Genomic DNA, 25,915 nt, shown 5'->3' with positions numbered 1-25,915 from the left:
AGTACCCGGCGGGGGTCAGGAATTGGCGGGGGTACCGAAGGCCGGGATGACCGAGCCCTGGTAGGTGTCCTCGATGAACTTCTTGACCTCGTCGGAGTGGAGGAGCTTGATGAGCTTCTCGACGCGGGCGTCCTTCTCGTTGCCCTTCTTCACGGCGATGATGTTGGCGTACGGGTTGCCGTCGGCCTTCTCCAGCGCCAGGGAGTCCGTGGAGGGCTTGAGCCTCGCCTCGATGGCGTAGTTGCCGTTGATGACGGCGGCGTCGACGTCGTTCAGCGCGCGGGGCACGGTGGCGGCCTCCAGCTCCTTGAACTCCAGGCCCTTCTTGTCGGTGATGTCGCTCAGCTTGGCGTCGGTGCCGACGCCGTCCTTGAGGGTGATCAGGCCGTTCTGGGCGAGCAGCTGGAGGGCGCGGCCCTCGTTGGTGGTGTCGTTGGGCACCGCGATGGTCTGGCCGGACTTGATGTCCTTGAGGTCCTTGACCGTCTTGGAGTACAGGCCCAGCGGCTCCAGGTGCACCGTGCCGACGGGGACGAGGTGGGTGTTGTTCTTCTTGTTGAAGTCGTCCAGGTAGGGCTGGTGCTGGAAGAAGTTGGCGTCGACCTGGCCGGTCTCGGTGGCGGTGTTCGGCAGGACGTAGTCCGTGAACTCCTTGACCTCCAGCTTGAGGCCTTCCTTGGCCGCCAGGTTCTTCTGGACGTAGCCGAGGATGTCGGCGTGCGGCGTCGGGGACGCGGCGACGACGAGCGCCTTGGAGGTGTCGGCCTTGGCGCCGGTGCCGCTCTTGGACGCCGGGTCGGAGTCCGTACCGCAGGCGCTGAGGCCCAGGGCGACGGCGGCGGTGGCTGCGGCAGCTGCGGTGATCTTGATGTTCTTACGCACGAAAAGTGCCTCTTTCGGTGATGAGGTGGTGCGCCCGGACAAGGAGTTCGGGCTTGGTGGAGGAAAAAGTCAGGGGGGCGGGCGGGGTCAGGAGAGGGTGCGGCCCCGGCGGGCCAGCAGGCGCACGACCCCGTCGCCGATCAGCTGGATCACGGTCACGATGACGATCAGCAGCGCGACGGTGATGAGCATGAACTGGTTGTCGAAGCGCTGGAATCCGTAGGTGACGGCTTTGGAGCCGAGGCCTTCGCCGCCGACCGCGCCGGCCATCGCGGAGTAGCCGATGAGCACGATGACGGTGGTGGTGACGCCGGAGACGAGCGAGGGCAGGGCCTGCGGCAGCAGTACCTTGCGCACGATCGTCGGGATCGATCCGCCCATCGACTGGACGGCCTCGACGAGCCCGTGGTCGACCTCGCGGACCGCCGTCTCCACGAGCCGGGCGAAGAACGGGATGGCGCCCACGGCGAGCGGCACGATCATCGCCGTCGGGCCGATGAAGGTGCCGACGACCCAGGTGGTGAAGGGGATCAGGGCGATCAGCAGGATGATGAACGGCAGCGAACGGCCGATGTTCACGATCACGCCGATGACCTTGTTGACCACCGTGTTCCGCAGGAGTCCGCCCTTGTCGGTGAGGACCAGAAGGATGCCGAGCGGGAGCCCCACCAGCACGGTGACGACCGCGGACCACAGCACCATGTAGAGGGTGTCGACAGTGCCCTGGGTCAGCAGTGGCTGCATTTCGGACCAGGTCACTTGGCGACCTCCTTGGTGAGCGGGGCGGCTGCCTGTTCGGGTACGGCGTCCTGCGGTACGGCGGCGGACTCCGCGTCCACGACCTCGGCCCGTAGACCCTGCTCGCGCAGGAAGCCGATCGGGACGACGTTCTCCTCGAACCGGCCGGGCAGCTCGATGCGCATCCGGCCGATCTGGTTGCCGCCGACGGTGTCCATCGCCGCGCCGAGGATGGAGATGTCGATGTTGTACGTACGGGAGAGCTGGGAGATCACCGGCCGGCTCGCGGCCTCACCGTGGAACGTGACGTCGACGACCGTGCGGTCGGGTGCCGAGGCACTGCCGCCGACCGGGAAGAGCTCATGGGCGAGTTCGGAGCCGGGGGTGGCGAGCAGTTCGCCGACGGTGCCGGACTCGACGATGCGGCCGCGCCGCATCAGCGCGGCGGAGTCGCAGACCGTCTTGACGACGTCCATCTCGTGCGTGATGAGCAGGACAGTGAGACCCAGCTGCCGGTTGAGGTCGCGCAGCAGCGCGAGGATGGAGCGGGTGGTCTCGGGGTCCAGTGCGGAGGTCGCCTCGTCCGAGAGCAGCACCTTGGGGTCGCCGGCCAGGGCGCGGGCGATCCCGACGCGCTGCTTCTGGCCGCCGGAGAGCTGACCGGGGTAGGCCTTCGCCTTGTCGGAGAGGCCGACGAGGTCGAGCAGTTCGAGTGCCTTGCGGGTGCGGGCCTGGCCGGAGACGCCGAGGATCTCCAGCGGGAGTTCCACGTTGTCCCGGACGTTGCGCGAGGCCAGGAGGTTGAAGTGCTGGAAGACCATGCCGATACGGCTGCGCGCCTCGCGCAGTTCCCTGCCCGCGCGCCGGCCGCGGCCGGCGAGTGCGGTGAGGTCCTGGCCGGCCACCGTGACGGTGCCGGAGGTGGGACGCTCCAGGAGGTTGACGCAGCGGATCAGGGAGGACTTCCCGGCGCCGCTCTGTCCGATGACTCCGTAGACCTCGCCCTCGCGGACATGCAGGTCGACGCCGTCGAGTGCGGTGACCTCACGGCCGCGCGACTGGTAGACCTTCGTGAGGCCCGTAGTGGTGATCACAGGGGTTTCCGTCACTGTCGAGTGCGCGGCGCGGTGTCCGCCGGGCACGGGGCATTCGTCTGAAGAGACTGTTCGGGCTGATCTGCCGGCGGGTCTCGGCATGGCCGGGCGCGGCGGAGGCCGGGCGGCAGCGCATGCTCGGGCGGGCTCGTTCCATTGGGTGCAAACGGCGCAGGCTCGGTCTCGCTTCGGGGCGCGAGGCTCAGGCGGGGGCCCTCAGAAGGCGCGCATTCGACACATACAACGAGCACCGGGCGTGCTGATCGCCTCGGTCGCAAGGGTGCGGCTGCTCGTCGTGGTCATGTCCCCCAGTAAAACAGACGTATCGCCTCCCCCAACCAGGCTGTCCGGATAGCGGACAGTCGTGGATGGTCACGCCGCGCGGTCGGGGACTCGGCCGCAGTCCCCCGCCGAAAGGCTGTGACCTGCGCCGATTCGGGGGCGTTGCCTGCGGCGGCGGCCCCGTGGGCCGGGGTGCGGCCGACGGCCGCTGTGGCCAAGGCCACGATCCCGTGGCCGCCGCCCCGTCGCGTGCGCCGCGGGGCCCGGCGGCAGGGCCCCGGCCCCCGCGCGGAGGCCCGGCACGTCCGTAATACCCTCGCTTCATGCTTGACGCCCTGACGGTCGCGGTCGCCGTGTCCGCGCTCGCCCTCGCCGCCTGGTGCGGACACGCCGCCTACCGGGACCAGCCCACGAAGGACTGGCACTTCATCGGGATGGCCATCGTCTCGGTACTGGCCCTGGCCCAGCTGTCGGTCGGGATCGTGCAGCTGGCCAGGGGCGAGCGGCCGGAACAGGGCATGGCGATCTTCATCGCCTATCTGATCGGTTCCTTCGCGGCCGTACCGGCGGCGGGATTCCTGTCGCTGACCGAGCGGACCCGCTGGGGTTCGGTGACGGTGGCGGCCGGCGCCGTCGTGCTCGCGGTGCTCGAAGTGCGGCTCTACGACATCTGGGGAAACTGACCGTGACCGACACCGAACGCCCCGAGGCTCCCGCGAAGCCGTCCTTCGAGCTGGGCACCGGGCCCGGACGGGTACTGGTCTGGTTCTACGGAGTGTTCACCGTGGCGGCCGCCTCCCGCTCGGTCGTCCAGATGATCCTGGACTTCGACAGGGCGCCGCTGGCCTATGTGCTGTCCGCCGTCGCGGCCGTCGTGTACGGCTTCATCACGTACTCGCTGGTGCGCGGCGGGGAGAAGGCCCGGAGGGCGGCGCTGGTGTGCTGCGCCGCCGAGCTCGTGGGGGTACTCGTCGTCGGTACGTGGACGCTGGCGGATCCGTCCGCCTTCCCCGACGCGACCGTCTGGTCGGACTTCGGGATGGGCTACCTGTTCATCCCGGTGATCCTGCCGGTCACCGGGATGATCTGGCTGCGCCGCGCGAAGACCGTCTAGCGGCCCGCGCCTCGTACACCGGGCCCATCGCCGGGCCGGAAGGGCCCGGGGACGGGCCGCGGGGGCCCGGAACAGGTCCTCCGGACCCCGAGCGGGCCGGACGGAGCGCTCAGGCGCTGGCCATGCAGGCCCGCGCGTCGGCGTCCTTCTCCAGCAGGATCATCCGCACCCCGTCCGCCCCGGTGGCGTCCCCCACCTGGGCATAGCCCGCCCTGCGGTAGAGCCGCAGGTTGTTCTCGCTGCGGTGGCCGGTGTGCAGCCGGAAGCGGGTGGCCGACCGGCCCTCGGCCAGGCCCGCCTCCGCGGCCCGCAGCAGTCGGGCACCGAGGCCGTGCCCCTGGAGCCGGGGATGGACGCAGAGCCTGGAGATCTGGCCCGTGCCGTCCTGGTCGGTGAATCCGCGCACCGAACCGACCACTTCCTCACCCAGCCTGGCCACGAACACCACATCCGCGGCGACTTCACCGCGCACCGATTCGAGGGTCTGGACGAGAGGGTCTATCCGGTAGTTGTCGTAGAGCTCCGCCTCGCTCTGAAAGCAGAGGTACTGAAGCTTGAAGATCTGCTCGACGTCCCCAGTGGTCGCCGCCGAGATGGTCACACTCATGCCCATGTGCGCATGCCTCCCGCTCACCTGTCCGCCGGTTGTCTACCCGCTCCTATCCCCGCAGTTCAGGAGCGACAACCTCCGCCGCGAGCATTCTGCGCAGACATCCAAGGCATCGGGAACGCATCGGACCCAAACTGCCCTGTGACATACCCAACTCCCCTGCGATTTCCCGGTAGGTCGGATCCCCCGGGGCGAGCATCGCCTCCAGCAGCCGGGAACACCGCCGGGGCAGCCGGGCCACCGCGGCGCGCAGCGCCCGTCGTTCGGCGGCACCCAGCGCGGTGCGCTCGGGGCAGCCGGAGGGGCCGGCGGCGGGCTCCCTTCCGGCGTACGGGTGCTCGTGCCGGGCCCTGCGGCGGGCCCGGCGGGCCTCCGCCCGTACGGAGTCGCGCACCCAGCGGGCGGAGTCGTCCGGCGGCCCCACCGCGGCCAGCCGCTCCATCAGCCGCAGCCATACGGCCTGTTCGAGATCGGCGGGGTCGACCGCGGCGGCGGGTGCCTCGGCCGTCGCCTCCGCGCGCACCAGAGGGTGCAGGGCGCGGACGACAAGGGCGGCGGACGCGGCGGACGCCGCGGGCACGGCAGACGGAGCGGATACGGCGGATACGGCCCGAGCATGATCATGAAGTGTCATGCCCCAGCGGACGTGCCCCGCCCGCACCCGGTTGCCGCACGCGGGGAGCGCCACCCGACCGGGGCATGTCCGGCCGGGTGGCTGACGGCGGGCGCTGACAGCGGGTGGTGCTCAGCGGCGCCGGAGGAGGTACGTCAGTTCCCGGCGAAGTCCGCCGCGGCGAGCAGCGCGGTGTCCGGGTTGTCCGAGAAGATCCCGTCGATGCCGGTGGCGAAGTACGCCCGGAACGCGCCGAAGGCGTCGCCGTACGCGCTCGGGTCGGTGCCCCGGCGGAAGTCGGCGGGCAGGAAGCTGTTCTCGTTGCGCATCGTGTACGGGTGGAGGACCAGGCCCTGTGCGTGCGCGTCCTTCACCAGAGAGGTCGGCGAGGTCAGCCGGCCGGAGGCGTCCTTCGGGATGATCAGGTCCAGCGTGGGGCCGATGCCCTGAGCGAACGACGCCATCCACTTCAGACCGGCCGGCTTGACGAGGTCCGCGACCGTACGCGGGTCCCCGGCCTCCACGAAGTCCCAGGGGCGCTCCTTGGGGCCGGACAGCAGGACGACACGCGGGGTGGCGACCAGCCGGGACAGCCGCTGGATGGAGCCGGGCTCGAAGGACTGGAGTATGAGCGGGGAGTTCGCGCGGTGGCGGTTGTAGCGGCGCAGCAGCCGGGCCAGCGGCTCCTCCAGGCCGAGGCCCAGTCCGCGGAAGTACGTGGGGTGCTTGGTCTCGACGTACAGCCAGACGGGCCTGCCGCGCCTGCGGCCCTCCTTGTCGGCCCAGCGCAGGACCTCCTCGAAGGTGGGGATCTCCCAGCGGCCGTCGTAGAGGGTGTTCTCCTGACGGGTGCCCGGGATGCGCTCCTTGGCCCGCAGGGTCTTCAGCTCGGCGAGGGTGAAGTCCTCGGTGAACCAGCCGGTGAGAGAGACCCCGTCGACCTTCTTGGTCGTCCTGCGGCTCGCGAACGCGGGGTGGTCGGCGACATCCGTGGTGGCGGTGATGTCGTTCTCGTGGCGGCACACGAGGTGGCCGTCCTTCGTCGGGACGAGGTCCTGCTCGACGATGTGCGCGCCCATGTCGAGCGCCAGCCGGTAGGAGCCGAGCGTGTGCTCGGGGCGGTAGCCGCTGGCGCCCCGGTGGCCTATGACGGTCGGCACGGGCAGATCGCGGAAGGAGCCGTGGCCGTGGCCACCGCCGCGGCCCCGCTCGGCGGCCTGCGCCGTACCGGACAGCCCGAGGGCCGCGGTACCGAGGACGGCCGCCCCCAGAAGGGTCCGCCGGCCGGGGCTCGTCCACTCACGCTCTGTCATGAATGCTCCTCGCATGTAATGTCTGGTACCTGTCGAGCGAGGGCCGATCGTAGGCAGCCGGGCCGTCCGCCCGGCAGCCCTGCGGCGAACATGGCGCAAACACGCGTCAACACCGTGTATCCGCTTCGTGAACCCGATGTGCGATCAGGTGGTACCCGCGAGTATCGTCCTCACCTGCACAGACCCGCATCCGCACAGACCCTCACCGCACCCAGGCCGGCCCGGCCACGACACCGGAGGAACCGTTGTCCCGACTCACGGTCATCAAGGCAGTGCTCGGACCGATCCTGCGCCTGATGTTCCGCCCGCAGGTGGAAGGCGCGAAGAACATCCCCGGGACCGGGCCGGTGATCCTCGCGGGCAACCACCTCACGTTCATCGACTCGATGATCATGCCGATCTGCTGCGACCGGCCGGTGTTCTACATCGGCAAGGACGAGTACGTCACGGGCAAGGGGTTCAAGGGCCGCCTGATGGCCTGGTTCTTCACCGGCTGCGGCATGATCCCGGTGGACCGGGACGGCGGGCGCGGCGGCGTGGCGGCGCTGATGACCGGGCGCCGGGTGCTGGACGAGGGCCATGCCTTCGCGATCTACCCGGAGGGCACCCGCTCCCCCGACGGCCGCCTCTACCGGGGCCGTACGGGAATCGCCCGGCTGACGCTGATGACGGGCGCGCCTGTGGTCCCGTTCGCGATGATCGGCACGGACAAGCTCCAGCCCGGCGGCGCCGGACTGCCCCGTCCGGGCAAGGTCACGGTGCGCTTCGGTGAGCCGATGGAGTTCTCGCGCTACGAGGGCATGGACCGCGACCGCTATGTGCTCCGGGCGGTGACGGACTCGGTGATGGCCGAGGTGATGCGGCTGTCCGGCCAGGAGTACGTCGACATCTACGCCACGAAGGCCAAGGCCGCCTGAACCGTACGCGAAAGGGCCCGCACCCCCTCCTCGGGGTGCGGGCCCTTTCGCGTACGGGCGGCTACGGGTGCTCGACGCCCTCCTCCAGCTTCTGGCCCCGCAACAGGAACCAGGCGGCGACCGCGGTCGCCAGGAGCACCGCGGCACCGACCCCCGCGGCGAGCTGGAGCCCGTCGACGAACGACTCCTGGGCCACCGAGATCAGGGATTCCGCCTGCCCGGCGGGCAGGTCGCCGACCGCTTCGACGGCGCCGCCCAGGGATTCGTGGGCGGCCGCCGCCGTGTCGGAGGGGACACCCGGCGGGGTCACGAAGTCCTGGTAGACACCGGTGACGATGGATCCGAGCAGCGCGATGCCGAGGGCGGCGCCGAGTTCGTACGCCGTCTCGGAGACGGCGGACGCGGAGCCGGCCTGCTCCTTCGGCACGCTGGAGAGGATGACGTCGGCGGTGACGGTGAAGGCGAACCCGGCACCGACGCCGACGACCAGCAGCATGCCGCCGAGCATCGGGTACCCGGTGTCCTTGCTGAGCAGGGTCACGCACGCCAGGGCCAGGCCGACCGCCGCGAGCCCGCCGGAGACCACGGAGCGGACCGAGAACCGGCGGGCCGCGAACCCGGCCAGCAGACCCGCGGTCACCGCGCCGACGGCGGCGGGCAGTTCGGCGAGCCCGGCCTCCAGCGGGCCGCGGCCCTGGACCAGCTGCAGGAACTGGGAGAGGAAGAAGACCAGCCCGGACAGACCGAGGATGGTCAGCAGGTCGGCGAGGACCGCGCCGGAGAAGCCCCGGTGGTGGAAGAGCCGCATGTCCAGCAGGGGCGCGGGCAGCTTCAGCTGCCGGCGGATGAACCAGGTGAGCGCGGCCACGCCGATGACGGCCGCCGCTGCGACCTCCCAGCTCGCCCCGTGCGCGGCCACCTCCTTGATGGCGTACACGACTCCGATCATGCCGATCAGGGAGAGCGCGACACTCATCAGGTCCCAGGGACCCGGTGCCGGGTTCTTCGACTCGGGGATCAGCTTGATGCCGACGACCACGAGCACCGCCATGACGGGCAGGTTGATGAGGAAGACCGAGCCCCACCAGAAGTGTTCGAGCAGGAATCCGCCGACGACGGGGCCGACCGCCGCGCCCGCCGAGGCCATGGCACCCCAGATGCCGATGGCGAGGCTGCGTTCGCGCGGGTCGTGGAAGAGGTTGCGGATGAGGGCCAGGGTGGACGGCATCAGGGTGGCGCCCGCGACACCGAGCAGCGCCCGGGCCAGGATCATCATCTCCGGGGTGTGCGCGTACGCGTTGAGCACGGAGACCGCGCCGAACGCGACGGCGCCGATCAGCAGCAGCTTCTTGCGGCCGATGCGGTCACCGAGGCTGCCCATGGAGACGAGGAGTCCGGCGATGACGAAGGAGTAGACGTCGCCGATCCAGAGCAGCTGGGTGCCGGTCGGTTCGAGGTCCTCGCTGAGGAACGGGGTCGCGAGGCCGAGAACGGTGGCGTCGACGGCCACCAGCAGCACCGCGAGCACGAGTACGGCCAGGGCGATCCACCGCCCGGGGCGTCGTACCGCTTCCGCGGTGTCCTGGTGCTGGTCGATGATGGTCATTGCTCCACGCTCCGCCGTGCTCCGCCGAGCAGCAGCTCGACGATCATGTACTGGAAGTCCTGTGCGGCCACCCGTCCCACCTGGACGGACCAGGCGCCGGAGCCGATCAGCCCGTAGAGGGCCTCGGTCAGCCAGGCCGGGGTGAGGTCGATACGGAAATCGCCGCGCTCCTGACCGCGCCGGAAGAAGGCGGAGACCCTGGCATCGAGCCGGTTCCAGCCCTCGTGGACCTCGTCGCCCTCGAAGAGCTGGTTCTCGGTGACGAGGAAGGACAGCAGTCCGGCCCCGGGCTCGACGGACGCGACGAGGCGGCGCAGCCCCTCCTCCGAGGTGCCCTCGTCCAGGGCGGCGGCGTCCAGGGCCGCTTCGAATTCCCGGATCCCGAGGTCCTCCAACGCCTTCACCAGCGCGTCCCGCCCCGCGAAATGGCGGTGGAGGGTGGCGCGGCCGATGCCCGCCGCCTTGGCGACCTCGTCCATGGTGGCGGTGGATTTGTGGGTCAGCAGGGTGGCGGCACTGCGCAGCACCTGCTCACGGTCCAAAGTCATGAGACAACCCTAAACCATACGAGACATCATCGTCTCATCGGTCCGGTGCCGGGGCCGCGGGGATTGGGCAGCATGAAGGCATGAAGCCGCTGCTGCTGATCGACATCGACGGTCCGCTCAACCCCTACGAGGCACTGTCCCGCCGCGGAGCCCCGGAGGGATACCGCAGACACCTCATGCGCCCGACGGGGTGGACCTGGGGCCCCGCCCTGCCGGTCCTGCTCAAGCCGGAGCACGGCGGCGAACTGCTGGGGCTGGCGGCCGGCTACGAACTGGTCTGGGCGACGACCTGGAAGGACGAGGCCAACGAGTGGGTCGGCCCGCTTCTGGGACTGCCCGCGCTGCCCTACATCGACTGGCCCGAGATGCACGGCACCGGGCCGGACGGGACGTACTGGAAGACGCGGTACGTCGTCGAGTATGCCGCCGGGCGCCCGTTCGCCTGGGTGGACGACGAGATCACCGACCGGGACCGGGCGTGGGTGGGGGCCCACCACCCGGTCCGGGCGCTGCTGCGGTACGTCGATCCGGGGGTCGGACTGGAGCGCGGCGACTTCGACGCGCTCGCCGGCTGGTCCGCCGCGGGCGCGCGGTCCAAGGAGTGAGCGGCAGGCGGTGAGCGGCCGGCGGACCGGTCAGCTCCAGGGCAGTGCCGAGCGGTGGCGCCAGTACGCCTCGGGCTCCTCCACCAGGGCGTCGAGCCGGTCGCGCCGCTCCTCGTCGAGGTCGACCACGGCGGCGTGCAGATTCCCGGAGAGCTGGTCCACGGTGGCCGCGCCGGAGAGGACGACGCCCGCCCACGGCTGGTGCAGGATCAAGGCGAGGGCGACCGCGTCGCTGCCCAGGCCCTCCTCCTCGGCGATCTCCCGGATCACGGCGGGGGCGTCGGTCCCGGCGAGGCGGCCGTTGGCCATGCCCTCCTTGACGATCACGGTGAGCCCGGCGTCATGGGCGTCGGCGAGCGCCCCCGCGGCCGAGGTCTCCAGCGCGTTGAAGGTGGCCTGCACGGTACGGAAGAGGGGTTCTCCGTCGACCGTGACGGCGAGGGCGGCCCGGATCGCCTCGGCCTGGCCGGGGCCGCTGGTGGAGAGACCGACGGTGACGCCCTCGGCGGCGAGCGCGGCGAGCCGTGCGTGCAGCTCCTTGTCACCGAGCGCCGGGCTGTCGGCGGTCACCGAGTGGATCTGGTAGAGGTCGAGCCGGTCCCCGAGGAGTTCGCGGGTCTCGGCCCGCTGGCGTTCGTACATGGCCAGGCCGTGGTCCTTGACCTCGTGCGCCTCGGCTTCGACGCTCCAGCCCGCGGTGTAGGTGTAGCCCCATTTACTGCCGATGACGACGTCCGTGGCATCGGGGTGCCCGGTCAGCCAGTCCGCCAGGAACTCCTCGGAGCGGCCGTAGGAGCGGGCCGCGTCGAAGTAGCGCACGCCCTGGGCGTACGCGGCGTCCAGCAGCTCATGGGTGCGGGCGCGCAGGGCGTCGACACCGCGGTCGGCGGGCAGATCCCGGTCGCGGTGCAGATTGATGTAGCCGGGCCTGCCGACGGCGGCAAGGCCGAGCCCGATGTGAGCGGTCGGTGTCGTCGCGGCGGCCAGTGCGGCGAAAGGCATCGCGGGCTCCTCGTGTCGGGTTCCGTCACTCCTTCCCGACCAACGTAGCCCGCGATGCCGTTCGTACACCTGCTGTGGCCTGCCCGGGTGCAGCGGGGCGGCCGGACGGGAGGCAGCGGACGGGCGCTAGCGCCGCGCGGTCGCCCAGGCGTGCTGCGCCGCCAGGTCCGCCTTCACCTCGGCGAGCTGTACGGCGACGGCGGAGGGAGCCGTACCGCCACGGCCGCTGCGGGAGGCGAGGGCGCCCTTCACATTGAGGACGGTGCGGACCTCCGGGGTCAGATGCGCGGAGATCTTCTCGAACTGCTCGTCGGTGAGCTGGTCCAGCTCGATGCCGTGCGCCTCGCACTCCTTGACGCACTCGCCGGCGACCTCGTGCGCGACGCGGAACGGTACACCCTGCTTGACCAGCCACTCGGCGATGTCGGTGGCGAGCGAGAAGCCGGCCGGGGCCAGCTCCTCCATCCGCTCGCGGTTGACGGTGAGGGTGGCCATCATTCCGGTGAAGGCGGGCAGCAGGACTTCGAGCTGGTCGCAGGAGTCGAAGACCGGCTCCTTGTCCTCCTGGAGGTCGCGGTTGTAGGCGAGCGGAAGGGCCTTCAGCGTGGCCATCAGACCGGTCAGATTGCCGATGAGGCGGCCGGACTTCCCGCGCGCCAGCTCGGCGATGTCGGGGTTCTTCTTCTGCGGCATGATCGAGGAGCCGGTGGAGAAGGCGTCGTGCAGGGTGACGAAGGAGAACTCCTTCGTGTTCCAGATGATGACCTCCTCGGCGATCCGGGAGAGGTTGACGCCGATCATCGCGGTGATGAAGGCGAACTCGGCGACGAAGTCCCGCGAGGCCGTGCCGTCGATGGAGTTGGCCACCGAACCGTGCTCGAAGCCGAGGTCGGCGGCGACCGCCTCCGGGTCCAGGCCGAGCGAGGACCCGGCGAGCGCGCCGGAACCGTAGGGGGACACGGCGGTCCGCTCGTCCCACTGGCGCAGCCGCTCGGCGTCCCGGGTCAGGGACTGCACATGGGCCAGCACATGGTGGGCGAAGAGGACGGGCTGGGCGTGCTGGAGGTGCGTACGGCCCGGCATCGCCACGTCCGGGTGCGCCTCCGCCAGGCCCACCAGGGCGTCCTGGAGCTCGGCGATCAGGCCGCCGATGATCCGGGCGTGGTCGCGCAGGTACATCCGGAAGAGCGTGGCGATCTGGTCGTTGCGGGACCGGCCGGCCCGCAGCTTGCCGCCGAGGTCCGGGCCCAGGCGCTCCAGCAGTCCCCGCTCCAGTGCCGTGTGGACGTCCTCGTCGGCGATGGTCCCGGTGAAGGACCCGTCGGCGACATCGGCCTCCAGCCGGTCCAGGCCCTCGGTCATCCGGGTCAGCTCGTCCTCGGTGAGCAGTCCCGCCTTGTTGAGGACACGCGCGTGGGCGCGGGAGCCGGCGATGTCGTACGGCGCGAGCCGCCAGTCGAAGTGGACGGACGCGGACAGCTTGGCCAGCGCCTCGGCCGGACCGTCGGCGAAGCGGGCGCCCCAGAGGCGTACATCGCCGTTGCCGTTGCCGGTGCCGTTGCTCACTGCGTGCTCCTCGGAGAACAGGGGGTGGATGTGCGACCGCCTCCCCGCCGCGGAGGAACGGGGAGGCGGTGACGTAAACGGGCCGGGGTCAGGCCAGGTCACGCTTGGCGGCGATCTTCGACGAGAGGCCGAAGATCTCGATGAAGCCCTGCGCCTTGGACTGGTCGAACGTGTCGCCCGAGTCGTAGGTGGCGAGGTTGAAGTCGTACAGCGACTCCTCGGACCGGCGGCCCGTGACCACGGCGCGGCCGGCGTGCAGGGTCATCCGGATGTCGCCGGTGACGTGCTGGTTGGCCTCGTTGATGAAGCCGTCCAGGGCACGCTTGAGCGGGGAGAACCACAGGCCGTCGTAGACCATCTCGCCCCAGCGCTGCTCGACCTGCCGCTTGTAGCGGGCCAGCTCGCGCTCGACGGTGACGTTCTCCAGCTCCTGGTGCGCGGTGATCAGGGCGATGGCGCCCGGAGCCTCGTACACCTCACGGGACTTGATGCCCACGAGCCGGTCCTCGACGATGTCGATCCGGCCGATGCCCTGGGCTCCGGCCCGCTCGTTGAGCTGCTGGATCGCCTGGAGAACGGTGACGGGCCTGCCGTCGATCGCGACCGGCACGCCCTCCTTGAAGGAGATGACGACCTCGTCGGCCTCCCGGACGGCGGCCGGGTTCTCCGTGTACTCGTAGATGTCCTCGATCGGCGCGTTCCAGATGTCCTCCAGGAAGCCCGTCTCGACGGCGCGCCCGAAGACGTTCTGGTCGATGGAGTACGGGGACTTCTTGGTGGTCGCGATCGGGAGGTTCTTCTCCTCGCAGAAGGCGATCGCCTTGTCCCGGGTCATCGCGTAGTCGCGGACCGGGGCGATGCACTTCAGATCGGGGCCGAGGGCCGAGATGCCGGCCTCGAAGCGGACCTGGTCGTTGCCCTTGCCGGTGCAGCCGTGGGCGACGATGCCGGCGTTGTGCTTCTTGGCGGCGGCGACGAGGTGCTTGACGATGGTCGGCCGGGAGAGTGCGGAGACCAGCGGGTAGCGGTCCATGTAGAGGGCGTTGGCCTTGATCGCCGGGAGGCAGTACTCCTCGGCGAACTCGTCCTTCGCGTCCGCGACCTCGGCCTCGACGGCACCGCAGGCGAGCGCGCGCTTGCGGATGACGTCCAGGTCCTCGCCGCCCTGGCCGACGTCCACGGCGACGGCGATGACCTCGGCGCCCGTCTCCTCGGCGATCCAGCCGATGGCGACGGAGGTGTCCAGGCCGCCCGAGTAGGCGAGTACGACGCGCTCGGTCACGGGTTTCTCCTTACGGTGCAATCACTGATGGGTATAACTATGCAATGCTCCGTATGCTTTGTCAAAAGCGCAGGTCAGGGGCGCACTGCCGGGACGCACGGCAGTAAAAGACCGCGCCGGACAACCACTGCCACAGATAATCGACGCCATGGGACGAACACATGAACGCATCGAGGGACGGCTGAGAGCCTTCATCGAGGCACAGCACATCTTCTTCACCGCGACCGCTCCCCTGGACGCCGACGGCACCGTCAACCTCTCCCCCAAGGGCGTCAGCGGTTCGTTCGCCGTCATCGACGAAACGACCGTGGCCTACCTGGACTTCGCCGGGAGCAACGCGGAGACCATCGCCCACCTCCGCGAGAACGGGCGCATCACGCTGATGTGGTGCGCCTTCCAGGGGCCGCCGAACATCGTGCGGGTGCACGGCCTCGGGGAGCCGGTCTTCCGGGACGACCCGCGGTTCCACGGGCTCCTCACGCACTTCCCCGGCGTCGACACCGCACCGCACGGGCTTCGCGCGGTCATCCTCGTTCGGGCCGAACTGATCCGCGACACCTGCGGATTCGCGGTGCCCCATCTCTCGTACGAGGAGGACCGGACGCTGCACGCCGACCGCTTCCGGCGTGAGGACGACGAAAGCCTCAGCGCGTACTTCGGGAAGAAGCAGGACATCGCCACGAGCATCGACGGGCTGCCGGGCCTCCCGCTGCCGCTGCCACCGATGACGCCGCAGCCGGTGCCGCCTGCGGGGTGAGATGTTCGGCCGTACGGCGCAGGCCCGGTGGGGCGGCGGCACCGGGCACCGTACGGTCCGGACCATGCGCGGATCTCTGGTGATGTGTGGGGTACTGCTCGCCCTGGTGGGCTCGGTCGCGGCCCGGCCGGCGGACGGCCCGCCCCTCCCGGAGCGACTGGCCGACACCGGCGGCGGCAGCCAGCTGATCACGGCCGAGGCTCCGGACGCGGGCTCCACCACCGGCACGGTGACCTGGTGGGAGCGGCGGCGGGGCCGGTGGGAGGCGGCCGGATCCGCGCCCGCCCGGTTCGGCGCGAAGGGGCTGGCCGAAGGGCGTACGCGGGTGCAGGGCACCGACACCACGCCCAGCGGCCTGTACCGCCTGCCGTACGCCTTCGGGATCGAGCCACCGGCACCGGGGACGGCGTACCCCTACCGCCGTGCGGGCGAGCTTTCCTGGTGGTGCCAGGACAACGCGGCACGGGCCTACAACCGCTGGGTGGAGCCGCTGCCGGCGGACTGCCGGGCCGGGGAGGCCGAGCATCTGGTCACCTACGAGGCGCAGTACGCCCGCGCGCTGGTCATCGGCTTCAACTACGACCGGCCGGTACGGGGCCGGGGCGCGGGGATCTTCCTCCATGTGAACGGGCGCGGGGCGACGGCGGGTTGCGTCTCCGTACCGGCCGGCGCGATGGACCGGATCCTGGCCTGGGCGGACCCGGCCCGCCGTCCGCACATCGCGATCGGGACCTCCTCGGGCCCGACCGCGATCACCCGGTACTGAGACGCTCCCGTCCGGTCCGGACCGGCTCAGCGGTCGTTCTGGGCCAGCCGCAGCAGATGGTCCGCGAGCGCCTGCCCGCCGTTCGGGTCGCGGCTGATCAGCATCAGGGTGTCATCACCCGCGATGGTGCCGAGGATGTCCTGCAGTTCGGCCTGGTCGATGGCCGAGGCGAGGAACTGCGCCGCGCCCGGCGGTGTGCGCAGCACCACGAGGTTGGCCGAGGCCTCCGCCGAGATGAGGAGTTCGGCGGAGAGCCTGCGCATCCGCTCCTCCTTGGCGGAGCCGCCCAGCGGCGCCTGCGGGGTACGGAATCCGCCCTCGCTCGGCACCGCGTAGATCAGCTCGCCGCCGGTGTTGCGGATCTTGACCGCGCCCAGCTCGTCGAGGTCCCGGGAGAGTGTCGCCTGAGTGACGCTCAGCCCGTCGTCGGCCAGCAGTCTGGCCAGCTGGCTCTGGGAGCGCACGGGCTGCCGGTTCAGGATGTCCACGATCCGGCGGTGGCGGGCCGTGCGGGTCTGCGGCACGGACGGCCCGCCGTGCTCGGATTCCTGCGCCTCGGTCATCGTCGTCGCCTCATTCTCCGGATCGTCCGTCCCCGTATGCCGCGTCGAGAGCGCCCGGCAGAATCCGCAGGAACGCGTCCACCTCGCCGTCACCGATGATCAGCGGCGGCATGAGCCGCACGACATCGGGGGCGGGTGCGTTCACCAGGAGGCCGGCTCCCTGGGCCGCCTGCCGCACCTGCGGTGCGAGGGGTCCGGTGAGCACGATACCCAGCAGCAGCCCGGAGCCGCGGACGTGGGAGACCAGAGGGTGCCCAAGTCCCTCGACCTCGTCGCGGATCCGCTCGCCGAGCCGCTTGACGTTGTCCAGGGCGCCGTCGGCCGCGAGGGTGTCCAGAACGGCGAGTCCGGCGGCACAGGCGATCGGGTTGCCACCGAAGGTCGTGCCGTGCTGACCCGGCGTCAGCAGGTCGGCGGCCGGTCCGAACGCGACGGTGGCGCCGATCGGCAGCCCGCCGCCCAGGCCCTTGGCGAGGGTGACCACATCGGGCTCGACACTCTGGTGGGCCTGGTGCTCGAACCAGTGGCCGCACCGGCCGATGCCGGTCTGCACCTCGTCCAGGACGAGCAGCGTGCCGGTGGCCCGGGTGATCTCGCGGGCGGCCTCCAGATAGCCCCTGGGGGGCACGACCACACCGTTCTCGCCCTGGACGGGCTCGATGATCAGCAGCGCGGTATCGGTGGTCACCGCCGCCTTCAGGGCCGCCACGTCCCCGTACGGCACATGGGTGACCTCGCCGGGCAGCGGCAGGAAGGCGTCACGCTTCCCGGGCTGGCCGGTGAGGGCGAGCGCACCCATCGTCCGGCCGTGGAACCCGCCGTCGGTGGCGACCATGCCGGTACGCCCGGTGAGCCGGCCGATCTTGAAGGCCGCCTCGTTGGCCTCGGCGCCGGAGTTGGAGAAGTACACCCGGCCGGTCCGGCCGAACAGCTGGAGCAGCCGCTCGGCGAGCGTGACGGGCGGTTCCGCGATGAAGAGGTTGGAGACATGCCCGAGGGCGGCGACCTGGGCGGAGACGGCCTCGACCACCGCGGGGTGGGCGTGGCCCAGCGCGTTCACCGCGATGCCGCCGACGAAGTCGAGGTACTCGGTGCCGTCCGCGTCCCAGACGCGGGCGCCGGAGCCGCGGGCCAGGGACAGCTGGGGGGTGCCGTAGTTGTCCATGAGCGCGCCCTGCCACCGCTTCGAGAGCCCGGCGTTGGTCATGCTTCCCCCTGTGTCAGGTGCTGTGTGTCGGGCACGACCATCGTGCCGATTCCCTCGTCGGTGAAGATCTCCAGCAGGATCGAGTGCTGGACGCGGCCGTCGATGACCCGGGCGGTCTCGACCCCGTTGCGTACCGCGTGCAGGCAGCCCTGCATCTTCGGCACCATGCCGCTGGAGAGGTCGGGCAGGAGTTTCTCCAGCTCCGAGGCGGTGAGGCGGCTGATCACGTCGTCGCTGTGCGGCCAGTCCTCGTAGAGGCCCTCGACATCGGTGAGGACCATGAGGGTCTCGGCGTTCAGCGCGGCGGCGAGTGCGGCGGCCGCGGTGTCGGCGTTGACGTTGTAGACGTGGTTGTCGTCGGCCGAGCGGGCGATGGAGGAGATGACCGGGATCCGGCCGTCGTCCAGCAGCGCCTGGATGGCCCCGGTGTCGATGGCGGTGATCTCGCCGACCCGGCCGATGTCGACGAGTTCGCCGTCGATGGTGGGCCGGTGCTGGGTGGCGGTGATGGTGTGGGCGTCCTCGCCGGTCATTCCGACGGCGAGCGGACCGTGCTGGTTGAGCAGCCCGACGAGCTCGCGCTGGACCTGTCCGGCCAGCACCATCCGCACGACGTCCATGGCCTCGGGCGTGGTGACGCGCAGCCCGGCCCTGAATTCGCTGACCAGGCCCTGCTTGTCCAGCTGGGCACTGATCTGCGGGCCGCCGCCGTGCACGACGACGGGCTTGAGGCCGGCCTGCCGCAGGAAGACGACGTCCTGGGCGAAGGCGGCCTTCAGCTCCTCGTCGACCATGGCGTTGCCGCCGAACTTGATGACGACGGTCCTGCCGTTGTGCCGGGTCAGCCAGGGCAGCGCCTCGATGAGGATCTGTGCCTTGGGGAGCGCGGTGTGCTTGCGGGCCGTACTCATGAGCTGTACGCGCTGTTCTCGTGGACGTAGTCCGCGGTGAGGTCGTTGCTCCAGATGACGGCCGACTCGGCGCCGGCGGCGAGGTCGGCGGTGATCGTGACCTCCCGGTAGCGCATGTCGACGAGGTCGCGGTCCTCGCCGACACCGCCGCTCCTGCAGACCCAGACGCCGTTGATGGCGACGTTGAGCCGGTCGGGTTCGAAGGCGGCCTTCGTCGTGCCGATCGCGGACAGGACACGGCCCCAGTTGGGGTCCTCGCCGTGGATGGCGCACTTGAGGAGGTTGTTACGGGCGATGGAGCGGCCCACCTCGACGGCGTCGTCCTCGCTCTCGGCGTTGATCACCTCGATCCGGATGTCCTTGGAGGCACCCTCGGCGTCGCCGATGAGCTGGCGGGCGAGGTCGGCGCAGACGGCCCGTACGGCCTCGGCGAACTCCGACTTCTCGGGGGTGATCCCGCTCGCCCCCGAGGCGAGCAGCAGCACGGTGTCGTTGGTCGACATGCAGCCGTCGGAGTCGACCCGGTCGAAGGTGGTGCGGGTGGCCTCGCGCAGCGCGGCGTCGAGACCGGGCGCGTCCACGTCGGCGTCGGTGGTGAGGACGACCAGCATGGTGGCGAGGCCGGGGGCGAGCATGCCCGCGCCCTTGGCCATGCCGCCGACGGTCCAGCCCTCGCCGCCCGCGACGGCCGTCTTGTGCACGGTGTCGGTGGTCTTGATGGCGATGGCGGCCTTCTCGCCGCCGTGCTCGCTGAGGGCCGCGGCGGCCGTCTCGATGCCCGGCAGCAGCCTGTCCATCGGGAGCAGCAGGCCGATGAGCCCGGTCGAGGCGACCGCGATCTCGCCCGCGCTGTGTCCGGGGAGGACCTCGGCGGCCTTCTCCGCGGTGGCGTGGGTGTCCTGGAAGCCCTGGGGGCCCGTACAGGCATTGGCGCCGCCGGAGTTGAGGACGACGGCGGTGACCTCGCCGCCCTTGAGCACCTGCTCCGACCAGAGGACCGGGGCGGCCTTGACGCGGTTGGAGGTGAAGACGCCCGCGGCGGCGCGACGCGGCCCGTTGTTGACCACGAGGGCCAGGTCGGGGTTACCGCTCTCCTTGATTCCGGCGGCGATGCCCGCCGCCGAGAATCCCTGTGCTGCCGTGACGCTCACGGTGCCACTCCGATCGTGGAAAGACCTGTGCCCTCGGGAAGTCCGAGCGCGATGTTCATGCTCTGCAGGGCGCCGCCGGCGGTGCCCTTGGCGAGGTTGTCGATGGCGCTGATCGCGATGATCCGGCCGGCCGCCGCGTCGTACGCGACCTGGATCTGGACAGCGTTGGAGCCGTACACGGACGCGGTGGCGGGCCACTGGCCCTCGGGGAGGAGATCGACGAACGGCTCGTCCGCGAACGCCTTCTCGTAGGCGTCGCGTACGGCCTCGGCGTCCACGCCGGGCTTCGCCTTCGCACTGCACGTGGCGAGAATGCCGCGGGGCATGGGCGCGAGGGTCGGGGTGAAGGAGACGGTGACCGGCTCTCCGGCGGCGGCGCTGAGGTTCTGGATCATCTCCGGCGTGTGGCGGTGGACGCCGCCGACTCCGTACGGGGTCATGCTGCCCATGACCTCGGAGCCCAGCAGATGGGGTTTGGCCGCCTTGCCCGCTCCGGAGGTGCCGGACGCGGCGACGACGACGGCCTCGGGCTCGGCGAGCTGTGCCGCGTACGCCGGGAAGAGCGCGAGGGAGACGGCGGTCGGATAGCACCCGGGCACGGCGATGCGCCTGGCCCCTTCCAGCGCCGCCCGGCCGCCGGGCAGCTCGGGCAGTCCGTAGGGCCAGGTGCCGGCGTGCGGGGAGCCGTAGAACTTCTCCCAGTCGGCCGCGTTCCCCAGCCGGAAGTCCGCGCCCATGTCGACCACGAGGACCTCGTCACCGAGCTGTTCGGCCACCGCGGCGGACTGCCCGTGCGGCAGGGCCAGGAAGACCACGTCGTGCCCGGCGAGAACTTCGGCGGTGGTGGGCAGGAGCACCCGGTCGGCGAGCGGCCGCAGATGGGGCTGGAGCGGGCCGAGGCTCTGTCCCGCGTTGGAGTGGCCCGTGAGGGCGCCGATCTCGACCTCGGGGTGGGCCAGCAGAAGGCGCAGCAGCTCCCCGCCGGCGTAGCCGCTCGCCCCTGCCACTGCCGCACGTACCACCATCGGTATCCTCCTCGTCGATGGCATGACTATACGCAGTGCCGCACTTTTATGCAAAGAATTTCATGACGGCACGGGGCGGCGAGCGCCGGGCCCGGACATCGCGTCCGGGCCCTTCAGTGTTCCAGGCGGCCCGCCCCGGCGTTCCCGACGGCCTGTCGGGCCCGGACGCGGCCGGGCGGCGTGCGGCCGGTACTCCGCGGGTCATCGGCACACGGCCGGCTCCAGGCGCTCGCTCCGCGCGGCCCGCATCAGATACCCGTGGTGCTTCGCGCACAGGTCCGCCGACGCCTCGTGCGCGATCCACTGCGGCCGGACGGGCAGGAAACGGCAGTCCGCACCCTTGAGGTACGCCACGTAGTGGTCCAGCCCCGCCGTGAACTTCCGGACGTCGCGCACCAGGGACCGCAGGAGGACCCGGTGCCGCTCCCGCAGCGACGGGCACAGATCGAGGATGCTGCGATGCCAGGTGTCGCACTCGTTGATCCCGCACGCGTCCACGAGTTTGAGGAAGGCGAGCTGCCCCTTGTCCCGCACATCGACCGAGCCGTTCGCCGCCATCAGCCAGGCCGTCATCTCGCGGGCCAGGGCGACGTGGTCGCAGCAGTCGCAGGCCACCAGCAGTTCCGGGTCGGGCACCACGATGGAGAGGTATTCGCGCTGGGTGCGCAGCAGCGCGGGCAGGGTGTCGGAGTCCTTCCAGCTCGTCGCCAGTGCGGCCTGCGTACGCTCCGGCATTCCCCGGAACACGAACCGGTGGCGCTGGCCCAGCCAGACGTAGTGGCTCCACAGGGCCCAGGCGTCCGTCTCCGCCGGGGACCAGGTGTCGTCCCGGATCCGCTCCACCGCCCAGCCGACCGCGCCCCGGGCTCCGGACCCGCAGAGGGTGTCGAGGAGATTGCGCTCCCCGCACATGGCCTCGTCCACGATGTCGACACTGCTGCAGATGATCATCACTCCGAGCCGGGCGACCACACTCCGCGCGAACTCGTCGCAGTCGGACTCGACATCGCCGAGGATTCCGAAATTGACGAGTTCGGAGCCCAGCAGGATCGGCAGCGGGTCCACTCCCGCGGGAAGCGCGGCATCGCAGAGCCAGTGGGCGTCCACCCGCCCGCCGGAGTCCACGCCCTGGCTGAGTCCGAGGCACAGCGCCTCTTCCGCGTCGCGCACCCGGCCCGGCAGCGTCGTCTCCCGCTGCACCTTCAGCCAGTCCGCGTACCCGTAATGGTCTCCGCCCTGATAGTCACATGCCCAGCCGAGACCCAGCCGAGATGCCGCCCACAGGTCCGACCGGCCGCGGGCGAGCGGGAATCCGCTGGTCAGCACCAGGATCGCGCATTCGCCGACATGGTCGGCGCACAACTCGGGAGCGGGCCGCAGAAAAGGGTTCCTGCCGAGCAGCGAAATCCTCTCACCACCGCCCGGATATTCGACACTGTTTTCCCGGTGCCATTCCCGCAGCACATCACCCACCACTTTGAGAACACTGCCCAGGACCGCCGCCTTGGTAATCCCGGAAGCGTCCTCGTTCCCCGCCTTCAGCAGATCTTCCAGAAAGGCTCCGCGGCTGGCCTTCTCGGGAATCTCCGCGGCCCGGTACGCGGCGGCCAGCCAGCGCCCGCCGCACTGGGCGCACACCTTTTTCCGCCCGTGACCGCAGCCGCAGAACCCGGACGGCGACGCCGGAACATGCGAGCCGAGCGCCGCGAAATAACCATAGGCCGTACGGATCAGGGAATCCATGTCGGCCACCTCGCCGAGCGGCGCCCGGAATTGTTCGCCGAAATTCACCGTTCGCTCCCCGCCATGAGCGCATACGGCGAAAATCGGCCAACTCTGATGACTCATATCTGTTACCACCCGGAAATTTCGGCCTTCCGCACACGCATGCCGGTACGTTGAGCCCGCATACGCCCGTTCACCCGGGGGCGGCGCAGTGTGCCGACGACAGCCCGGGCGGGCCGACCCACAGTGTGAGAGCGCGCCCGCCAATCTGACCAGGCGTGACATAGGCGCAGAAAGATCGAACTACGGCGCGCTACCCGCGCGCTCCCCCCACGCGCCACCCTCGGCCCCACCGTGATCCCCGCAGGACGAGCGCGCACGCGGCCGCAGGACGAATCAGGCCGGCCGGTCCGGGAGGGCTCAGCCGGTGCCGCGGCCGTCGGCCGCGGCCTCGATGAGGTCGGCGACGGCCCCGGGCCGCGAGGCCAGGGACGCGTGGCCGGCGGCGAGCTCGACGGTCTGCCGGGGGTTCATCCGCGCGGCCATCCGGCGCTGGTTGTCGGGGTGGATCATGTGGTCCTCGGTGGAGACCTGGTACCACGAGGGCTTGGTCCGCCAGGCCGGGGCGGTGACGGTGTCGCCGAAGGTGGAGGCGAGCGGGGCCTTCTGGGTGACGGCCATGACCCGGGCCTCGTCGGCGGACAGGTCCTGGCAGAAGCTCTCGTGGAACTTGTCCTGGGCGACCCACAGATAGCCGTCCGAGTCCGGGGCGAGGTTGTCGGCCGCGGCGGGCGGGTGTTCCTGGGTGATCCCACCGGGGCTCTCGCCCGCGTCCGGGGCGAACGCGGCGATGTAGACGAGCCCCGTGACCTGGGGCAGGCCGCCCGCCTCGGAGATGACCGCGCCGCCGTACGAGTGGCCGACCAGCAGGACGGGGCCCTCCACCTGGCGGACCATCTTGCGGGTGCGTTCGGCGTCGTCGGCCAGCGAGGTGAGGGGCATCTCCACCGCCCGGAGCGAGCGATGGCCACGCCGGTCCAGCTCGGTGATCACATGCCCCAGTGGGCTGCCCCGCCCCAGATCCATGGACCAGGACGATCGTGGGTCTGTCCGCCATCTTCACGCACCAGCTCTCCGACTGGATTCCGTGACACCTGCCGCCCACGCCAGGACCGGCCCGACGCCCCTGCCATCCGGGAGACGCGTGCCTCCGCGCACGCGGACCGGGGCCCCGGCCCGCGGGCCGCTCCGGCAGCGGCGGCGCGGCGGCGGTTCGCGGCGGCGCGCTCGCAGCGGACGGGGAAGCCCCTGCGTATCCGGGGTGCGGGCCCGGTGCGCTCCCCGTCCCCGCGCTGGCCGAGCTCGGGGTCGCCCGGGTCAGCGCGGGATCCGCGATCGCCGAGGCCGCCTACGCCGTGGTCTCCCGCAGCGCGCGTGAACTCCTCACCAGCGGTACGAGCACGGCATTCGCCGACGGGCTCCCGTACGAGACCGTCAATGCCACGATGACCGGCCGGACGGCCGCCTCGCCCCAGCCCTGAGGGCGAGGTCCCGCGGGCCGCGGCGGACCGACGGGGTCAGGGACGGAGCGCGCCGGTCCTCACGCGCCGGGGCTCAGGACGGTGAATCCCGCGCTCCTGGCCAGTGAGGTCAGCTCCTCGGCGCGCGCGGCGCGCACGATCAACACGGGATAGCAGTCGGACTCGATGTCGAGGACGGCCGTCGCGGCCCCGGCCTCCCGGTAGTGACGGCCGCACGCCTCCAGGAACTCGAAGGTCGGCAGCAACATCTCGTCGGCGTCGAACAGCACCCAGGGGTCGACGGACGGGCGGGACTCCAGCCGGCCGAGCTGGGAGCGGATCTCGCCGGGGTCCTCTTTCCAGTCGAACTCCGCGAGCAGCCCGTTCTCGGTGAGCGCGTCGATGAGTGCTATCCAGGCGAGGTTCGCGACGGGCTCGTCGATGCCCCGGTCCTCAAGCCCGTCCGCGTGGTCGCGGAGATAGCCGGCGGGGTCGTCATGGGCGTGGAGCGCCCGCTCGGCGACTGCCGGACGGGCGGGCGCCAGCAGGGCGGCGATGGCTTCGAGGGACGTACGGACGACGTCGGTGCCGGACATGGTGCGGACTCCTTGGGCAGCCGGGCGGCTGCGGCCCGGACAGGGGTGCGGACACCCCGTTCGGCGCCCAGGAGGCACCCTCGCACACGGGTACGACAACGGGCCGGGCACAGCCCGGCCCGGCCGCCCGGGGCGGGGCGCCGGCCGACGGTCTACGTCGGCCGGCCGGCTCAGCCGCGGGCCCGTACGGGTCCTGGAAAGGTCAGAGAACGCCGCAGTCGGCGATGGTGACCTTGGCACGGGTGCTGCCGTTCGGCGTGCCCAGGCTCTCGATCTTGCGGACCAGCGCCATGCTGTCCTCGCCCTCGACCTCGCCGAAGACGACGTGCTTGCCGTCCAGCCAGGAGGTCACCACGGTCGTGATGAAGAACTGCGAACCGTTGGAGTTCGGTCCGGCGTTGGCCATCGACAGCAGACCGGGACGGTCGTGGGTGAGCTTGAAGTTCTCGTCGGCGAACTTGTCACCGTAGATGCTCTTGCCGCCCGTGCCATTGCCCCGGGTGAAGTCGCCGCCCTGGAGCATGAAGTCCGGGATGACCCGGTGGAAGGAGGAGCCCTTGTAGCCGAAGCCCTTCTCGCCGGTCGCCAGGGCACGGAAGTTCTCCGCCGTCCGGGGCACGACGTCGTCGAACAGGTTGAAGTTGATCCGCCCCGCGGGCTCGTCATTGATGGTGATGTCGAAGAAGACCTTGGTTGTCATGGGGCCATCCTCACACTCCTGGCAACCACAGGTGAAACCCGGGGACGGCCGGTGAATCACCGAGCCGGGGTCCGGGGCCGCCCGCCCGGCCGCCGAACGCCGCCCGCACCGCCTCGACCAGCGCTGTCCTGCTGGGGTCGTGCGCGATGTCCGTACCCATCCGGTTCCTGACATGGCCGAGCGCGGTGCCTGTCCTGCGACCGGCCGGACCGGAGGAAGGGCACCCGGGCGGCCGGTCAGCCGGCGCCGGCTTCGAGGTTCACGCTCCAGCGGCCCGGGAGGCCGGTCAGCGTGAGGGTGGAGAGCGGGCGGACATCCACGTTCCAGTACGCCGGTGGCGGGGCGTTCAGCGCGTAGACGAGGGCGGCACGGATCACCGCCGGTTCGGCGACCGCGACGATGGGACCGTCGCAGGCGGGGCGGGTGTCCAGCCAGCCCCCTATCCGCGAGATGAAGGCGTGCAGCGATTCACCGCCGTGCGGGGCGGAGCGCGGGTCGGCGAGCCAGGCGTCGACGGCGGCCGGTTCACGGGCGGTGACCTCGGCCAGGGTCAGGCCCCGCCAGCGGCCCATGTCGCAGTCGCGGAGGGCGGGCTGCGCCATCGGCGCGAAGCCGAGCGCGTCGCCGGTCGCGCGGCTGCGCGGGGTGGGCGAGCAGTAGCGCAGTTCGGCCCCGCGGAGCGGCACCAGGGTGTGCGCGACCAGCTGGATCTCGTGCCAGCCGGCGTGGTCGAGCGGCCGGTCGTCGTCGAAGCGCTCGGCCGGCAGGGAGGAGCTGCGCGCCGCGGCGACCAGGCAGACTCGAACACTCATGGCGGTGATC

28 protein-coding genes are annotated in these 25,915 nt (G+C 71.0%); 7 read left to right on the top strand and 21 right to left on the bottom strand.

Annotation, left to right across the window (positions count from 1 at the left end; all coding sequences use genetic code 11):
• Positions 1 to 15: 15 nt before the first annotated feature.
• From ACIGJO_RS22315 to ACIGJO_RS22305, 3 genes are all read right to left on the bottom strand, one after another.
• Positions 16 to 882 (bottom strand): MetQ/NlpA family ABC transporter substrate-binding protein, encoded by an 867-nt coding sequence (locus ACIGJO_RS22315; protein ID WP_399960637.1) that lies wholly within the window; start codon positions 880 to 882, stop codon positions 16 to 18.
• Between the two features lie 87 nt (positions 883 to 969).
• Positions 970 to 1,641: a methionine ABC transporter permease gene (locus tag ACIGJO_RS22310; protein ID WP_266929261.1), complete on the bottom strand. Its 672-nt coding sequence runs from the start codon at positions 1,639 to 1,641 to the stop codon at positions 970 to 972.
• On the bottom strand, positions 1,638 to 2,714 hold the full coding sequence (locus tag ACIGJO_RS22305; RefSeq protein WP_399960635.1) for a methionine ABC transporter ATP-binding protein: 1,077 nt from the start codon (positions 2,712 to 2,714) through the stop codon (positions 1,638 to 1,640). Before ACIGJO_RS22305 ends, ACIGJO_RS22310 begins: the two co-directional genes overlap by 4 nt.
• A 605-nt stretch (positions 2,715 to 3,319) precedes the next feature.
• Here ACIGJO_RS22305 and ACIGJO_RS22300 point away from each other — a divergent pair.
• Positions 3,320 to 3,679, top strand: a complete 360-nt coding sequence (locus ACIGJO_RS22300) for a hypothetical protein (RefSeq protein ID WP_399960633.1) — start codon at positions 3,320 to 3,322, stop codon at positions 3,677 to 3,679.
• 2 nt (positions 3,680 to 3,681) lie between these two features.
• A complete protein-coding gene (locus ACIGJO_RS22295) occupies positions 3,682 to 4,110 on the top strand; it encodes a hypothetical protein (protein WP_399960631.1) in 429 nt (142 codons plus the stop codon).
• Between the two features lie 109 nt (positions 4,111 to 4,219).
• Here the strand turns inward: ACIGJO_RS22295 and ACIGJO_RS22290 are convergent, their stop codons facing one another.
• From ACIGJO_RS22290 to ACIGJO_RS22280, 3 genes are all read right to left on the bottom strand, one after another.
• Positions 4,220 to 4,723, bottom strand: coding sequence for a GNAT family N-acetyltransferase (locus ACIGJO_RS22290; RefSeq protein WP_399960629.1), 504 nt, complete (start codon positions 4,721 to 4,723; stop codon positions 4,220 to 4,222).
• A 46-nt stretch (positions 4,724 to 4,769) separates the two neighbouring features.
• Entirely contained in the window at positions 4,770 to 5,354 is a 585-nt protein-coding gene (locus tag ACIGJO_RS22285; RefSeq protein ID WP_399960627.1) for a sigma-70 family RNA polymerase sigma factor, read from the bottom strand.
• A gap of 134 nt (positions 5,355 to 5,488) precedes the next feature.
• Positions 5,489 to 6,646 (bottom strand): glycerophosphodiester phosphodiesterase, encoded by a 1,158-nt coding sequence (locus tag ACIGJO_RS22280; protein ID WP_399960625.1) that lies wholly within the window; start codon positions 6,644 to 6,646, stop codon positions 5,489 to 5,491.
• A gap of 245 nt (positions 6,647 to 6,891) precedes the next feature.
• Between ACIGJO_RS22280 and ACIGJO_RS22275 the strand changes: the two genes are divergently transcribed.
• On the top strand, positions 6,892 to 7,563 hold the full coding sequence (locus tag ACIGJO_RS22275; protein WP_399960623.1) for a lysophospholipid acyltransferase family protein: 672 nt from the start codon (positions 6,892 to 6,894) through the stop codon (positions 7,561 to 7,563).
• Positions 7,564 to 7,624: 61 nt separating this feature from the next.
• Here the strand turns inward: ACIGJO_RS22275 and ACIGJO_RS22270 are convergent, their stop codons facing one another.
• Positions 7,625 to 9,169: an MFS transporter gene (locus ACIGJO_RS22270; RefSeq protein ID WP_399960621.1), complete on the bottom strand. Its 1,545-nt coding sequence runs from the start codon at positions 9,167 to 9,169 to the stop codon at positions 7,625 to 7,627.
• A complete protein-coding gene (locus tag ACIGJO_RS22265; protein WP_399960619.1) occupies positions 9,166 to 9,717 on the bottom strand; it encodes a TetR/AcrR family transcriptional regulator in 552 nt (183 codons plus the stop codon). Before ACIGJO_RS22265 ends, ACIGJO_RS22270 begins: the two co-directional genes overlap by 4 nt.
• An 80-nt stretch (positions 9,718 to 9,797) precedes the next feature.
• Between ACIGJO_RS22265 and ACIGJO_RS22260 the strand changes: the two genes are divergently transcribed.
• Positions 9,798 to 10,322: a hypothetical protein gene (locus ACIGJO_RS22260; RefSeq protein ID WP_399960617.1), complete on the top strand. Its 525-nt coding sequence runs from the start codon at positions 9,798 to 9,800 to the stop codon at positions 10,320 to 10,322.
• Positions 10,323 to 10,352: 30 nt separating this feature from the next.
• Here ACIGJO_RS22260 and ACIGJO_RS22255 read toward each other — a convergent pair whose 3' ends face one another.
• From ACIGJO_RS22255 to ACIGJO_RS22245, 3 genes are all read right to left on the bottom strand, one after another.
• Complete coding sequence (locus tag ACIGJO_RS22255) at positions 10,353 to 11,324, bottom strand: aldo/keto reductase (RefSeq protein ID WP_399960615.1); 972 nt, start codon at positions 11,322 to 11,324, stop codon at positions 10,353 to 10,355.
• Positions 11,325 to 11,450: 126 nt separating this feature from the next.
• Positions 11,451 to 12,890 (bottom strand): argininosuccinate lyase, encoded by a 1,440-nt coding sequence (gene argH / locus ACIGJO_RS22250; protein ID WP_399960613.1) that lies wholly within the window; start codon positions 12,888 to 12,890, stop codon positions 11,451 to 11,453.
• Between the two features lie 88 nt (positions 12,891 to 12,978).
• Positions 12,979 to 14,172 carry an argininosuccinate synthase gene (locus ACIGJO_RS22245; protein WP_329945407.1) on the bottom strand — a complete coding sequence of 398 codons (1,194 nt, stop codon included), beginning with the start codon at positions 14,170 to 14,172 and terminating at the stop codon, positions 12,979 to 12,981.
• 148 nt (positions 14,173 to 14,320) lie between these two features.
• Here ACIGJO_RS22245 and ACIGJO_RS22240 point away from each other — a divergent pair, with 148 nt between their 5' ends.
• Together ACIGJO_RS22240 and ACIGJO_RS22235 are read left to right on the top strand one after the other, a co-directional pair.
• Positions 14,321 to 14,929, top strand: a complete 609-nt coding sequence (locus ACIGJO_RS22240; RefSeq protein WP_399960610.1) for a pyridoxamine 5'-phosphate oxidase family protein — start codon at positions 14,321 to 14,323, stop codon at positions 14,927 to 14,929.
• Between the two features lie 64 nt (positions 14,930 to 14,993).
• Positions 14,994 to 15,695 (top strand): L,D-transpeptidase, encoded by a 702-nt coding sequence (locus ACIGJO_RS22235; protein ID WP_399960608.1) that lies wholly within the window; start codon positions 14,994 to 14,996, stop codon positions 15,693 to 15,695.
• A gap of 26 nt (positions 15,696 to 15,721) precedes the next feature.
• Here ACIGJO_RS22235 and ACIGJO_RS22230 read toward each other — a convergent pair whose 3' ends face one another.
• The 7 genes from ACIGJO_RS22230 to ACIGJO_RS22200 form a co-directional block, all read right to left on the bottom strand.
• Positions 15,722 to 16,258, bottom strand: coding sequence for an arginine repressor (locus ACIGJO_RS22230; RefSeq protein WP_266929278.1), 537 nt, complete (start codon positions 16,256 to 16,258; stop codon positions 15,722 to 15,724).
• 10 nt (positions 16,259 to 16,268) lie between these two features.
• Positions 16,269 to 17,465: an acetylornithine transaminase gene (locus ACIGJO_RS22225; RefSeq protein WP_399960606.1), complete on the bottom strand. Its 1,197-nt coding sequence runs from the start codon at positions 17,463 to 17,465 to the stop codon at positions 16,269 to 16,271.
• Complete coding sequence (gene argB / locus ACIGJO_RS22220) at positions 17,462 to 18,376, bottom strand: acetylglutamate kinase (protein WP_399960604.1); 915 nt, start codon at positions 18,374 to 18,376, stop codon at positions 17,462 to 17,464. Before argB ends, ACIGJO_RS22225 begins: the two co-directional genes overlap by 4 nt.
• Positions 18,373 to 19,527, bottom strand: a complete 1,155-nt coding sequence (gene argJ, locus ACIGJO_RS22215) for a bifunctional glutamate N-acetyltransferase/amino-acid acetyltransferase ArgJ (protein ID WP_399960602.1) — start codon at positions 19,525 to 19,527, stop codon at positions 18,373 to 18,375. The genes argB and argJ overlap by 4 nt, the downstream gene beginning before the upstream one ends.
• On the bottom strand, positions 19,524 to 20,552 hold the full coding sequence (argC, locus tag ACIGJO_RS22210) for an N-acetyl-gamma-glutamyl-phosphate reductase (protein WP_399960600.1): 1,029 nt from the start codon (positions 20,550 to 20,552) through the stop codon (positions 19,524 to 19,526). The genes argJ and argC overlap by 4 nt, the downstream gene beginning before the upstream one ends.
• 201 nt (positions 20,553 to 20,753) lie before the next feature.
• Positions 20,754 to 22,295: a hypothetical protein gene (locus ACIGJO_RS22205; RefSeq protein WP_399960598.1), complete on the bottom strand. Its 1,542-nt coding sequence runs from the start codon at positions 22,293 to 22,295 to the stop codon at positions 20,754 to 20,756.
• Positions 22,296 to 22,697: 402 nt separating this feature from the next.
• Complete coding sequence (locus tag ACIGJO_RS22200) at positions 22,698 to 23,363, bottom strand: alpha/beta hydrolase (protein ID WP_399960596.1); 666 nt, start codon at positions 23,361 to 23,363, stop codon at positions 22,698 to 22,700.
• Between the two features lie 329 nt (positions 23,364 to 23,692).
• Between ACIGJO_RS22200 and ACIGJO_RS22195 the strand changes: the two genes are divergently transcribed.
• Positions 23,693 to 23,818, top strand: a complete 126-nt coding sequence (locus ACIGJO_RS22195; protein WP_399960594.1) for a hypothetical protein — start codon at positions 23,693 to 23,695, stop codon at positions 23,816 to 23,818.
• Between the two features lie 59 nt (positions 23,819 to 23,877).
• Here ACIGJO_RS22195 and ACIGJO_RS22190 read toward each other — a convergent pair whose 3' ends face one another.
• The 3 genes from ACIGJO_RS22190 to ACIGJO_RS22180 all read right to left on the bottom strand — a co-directional run bounded on the left by ACIGJO_RS22190 (position 23,878) and on the right by ACIGJO_RS22180 (position 25,905).
• Positions 23,878 to 24,393 carry a DUF6630 family protein gene (locus ACIGJO_RS22190; protein ID WP_399960592.1) on the bottom strand — a complete coding sequence of 172 codons (516 nt, stop codon included), beginning with the start codon at positions 24,391 to 24,393 and terminating at the stop codon, positions 23,878 to 23,880.
• Between the two features lie 202 nt (positions 24,394 to 24,595).
• A complete protein-coding gene (locus tag ACIGJO_RS22185) occupies positions 24,596 to 25,093 on the bottom strand; it encodes a peptidylprolyl isomerase (RefSeq protein WP_399960590.1) in 498 nt (165 codons plus the stop codon).
• 236 nt (positions 25,094 to 25,329) lie between these two features.
• The gene (locus ACIGJO_RS22180) at positions 25,330 to 25,905 is read right to left on the bottom strand and encodes a histidine phosphatase family protein (RefSeq protein ID WP_399960588.1); all 576 of its coding nucleotides are present in this window, start codon (positions 25,903 to 25,905) and stop codon (positions 25,330 to 25,332) included.
• Between the last annotated feature and the right edge of the window lie 10 nt (positions 25,906 to 25,915).

Origin of the sequence: Streptomyces sp. NPDC079020, assembly GCF_044542225.1 — a bacterium.
Classification (GTDB): Bacteria; Actinomycetota; Actinomycetes; order Streptomycetales; family Streptomycetaceae; genus Streptomyces.
This window is presented reverse-complemented; position numbering and strand designations above follow the sequence as displayed.

Excerpts from the sequence above, each read along its gene's own strand:
- ACIGJO_RS22300 (WP_399960633.1), top strand. The coding sequence starts at position 3,320 with ATGCTTGACGCCCTGACGGTCGCGGTCGCCGTGTCCGCGCTCGCCCTC.
- ACIGJO_RS22290 (WP_399960629.1), bottom strand. The coding sequence starts at position 4,723 with ATGGGCATGAGTGTGACCATCTCGGCGGCGACCACTGGGGACGTCGAG.
- ACIGJO_RS22285 (WP_399960627.1), bottom strand. The coding sequence starts at position 5,354 with ATGACACTTCATGATCATGCTCGGGCCGTATCCGCCGTATCCGCTCCG.
- ACIGJO_RS22280 (WP_399960625.1), bottom strand. The coding sequence starts at position 6,646 with ATGACAGAGCGTGAGTGGACGAGCCCCGGCCGGCGGACCCTTCTGGGG.
- ACIGJO_RS22270 (WP_399960621.1), bottom strand. The coding sequence starts at position 9,169 with ATGACCATCATCGACCAGCACCAGGACACCGCGGAAGCGGTACGACGC.
- ACIGJO_RS22265 (WP_399960619.1), bottom strand. The coding sequence starts at position 9,717 with ATGACTTTGGACCGTGAGCAGGTGCTGCGCAGTGCCGCCACCCTGCTG.
- ACIGJO_RS22260 (WP_399960617.1), top strand. The coding sequence starts at position 9,798 with ATGAAGCCGCTGCTGCTGATCGACATCGACGGTCCGCTCAACCCCTAC.
- ACIGJO_RS22255 (WP_399960615.1), bottom strand. The coding sequence starts at position 11,324 with ATGCCTTTCGCCGCACTGGCCGCCGCGACGACACCGACCGCTCACATC.
- ACIGJO_RS22240 (WP_399960610.1), top strand. The coding sequence starts at position 14,321 with ATGGGACGAACACATGAACGCATCGAGGGACGGCTGAGAGCCTTCATC.
- ACIGJO_RS22235 (WP_399960608.1), top strand. The coding sequence starts at position 14,994 with ATGCGCGGATCTCTGGTGATGTGTGGGGTACTGCTCGCCCTGGTGGGC.
- ACIGJO_RS22230 (WP_266929278.1), bottom strand. The coding sequence starts at position 16,258 with ATGACCGAGGCGCAGGAATCCGAGCACGGCGGGCCGTCCGTGCCGCAG.
- ACIGJO_RS22225 (WP_399960606.1), bottom strand. The coding sequence starts at position 17,465 with ATGACCAACGCCGGGCTCTCGAAGCGGTGGCAGGGCGCGCTCATGGAC.
- argB (WP_399960604.1), bottom strand. The coding sequence starts at position 18,376 with ATGAGTACGGCCCGCAAGCACACCGCGCTCCCCAAGGCACAGATCCTC.
- argC (WP_399960600.1), bottom strand. The coding sequence starts at position 20,552 with ATGGTGGTACGTGCGGCAGTGGCAGGGGCGAGCGGCTACGCCGGCGGG.
- ACIGJO_RS22205 (WP_399960598.1), bottom strand. The coding sequence starts at position 22,295 with ATGGATTCCCTGATCCGTACGGCCTATGGTTATTTCGCGGCGCTCGGC.
- ACIGJO_RS22200 (WP_399960596.1), bottom strand. The coding sequence starts at position 23,363 with ATGGATCTGGGGCGGGGCAGCCCACTGGGGCATGTGATCACCGAGCTG.
- ACIGJO_RS22190 (WP_399960592.1), bottom strand. The coding sequence starts at position 24,393 with ATGTCCGGCACCGACGTCGTCCGTACGTCCCTCGAAGCCATCGCCGCC.
- ACIGJO_RS22185 (WP_399960590.1), bottom strand. The coding sequence starts at position 25,093 with ATGACAACCAAGGTCTTCTTCGACATCACCATCAATGACGAGCCCGCG.
- ACIGJO_RS22180 (WP_399960588.1), bottom strand. The coding sequence starts at position 25,905 with ATGAGTGTTCGAGTCTGCCTGGTCGCCGCGGCGCGCAGCTCCTCCCTG.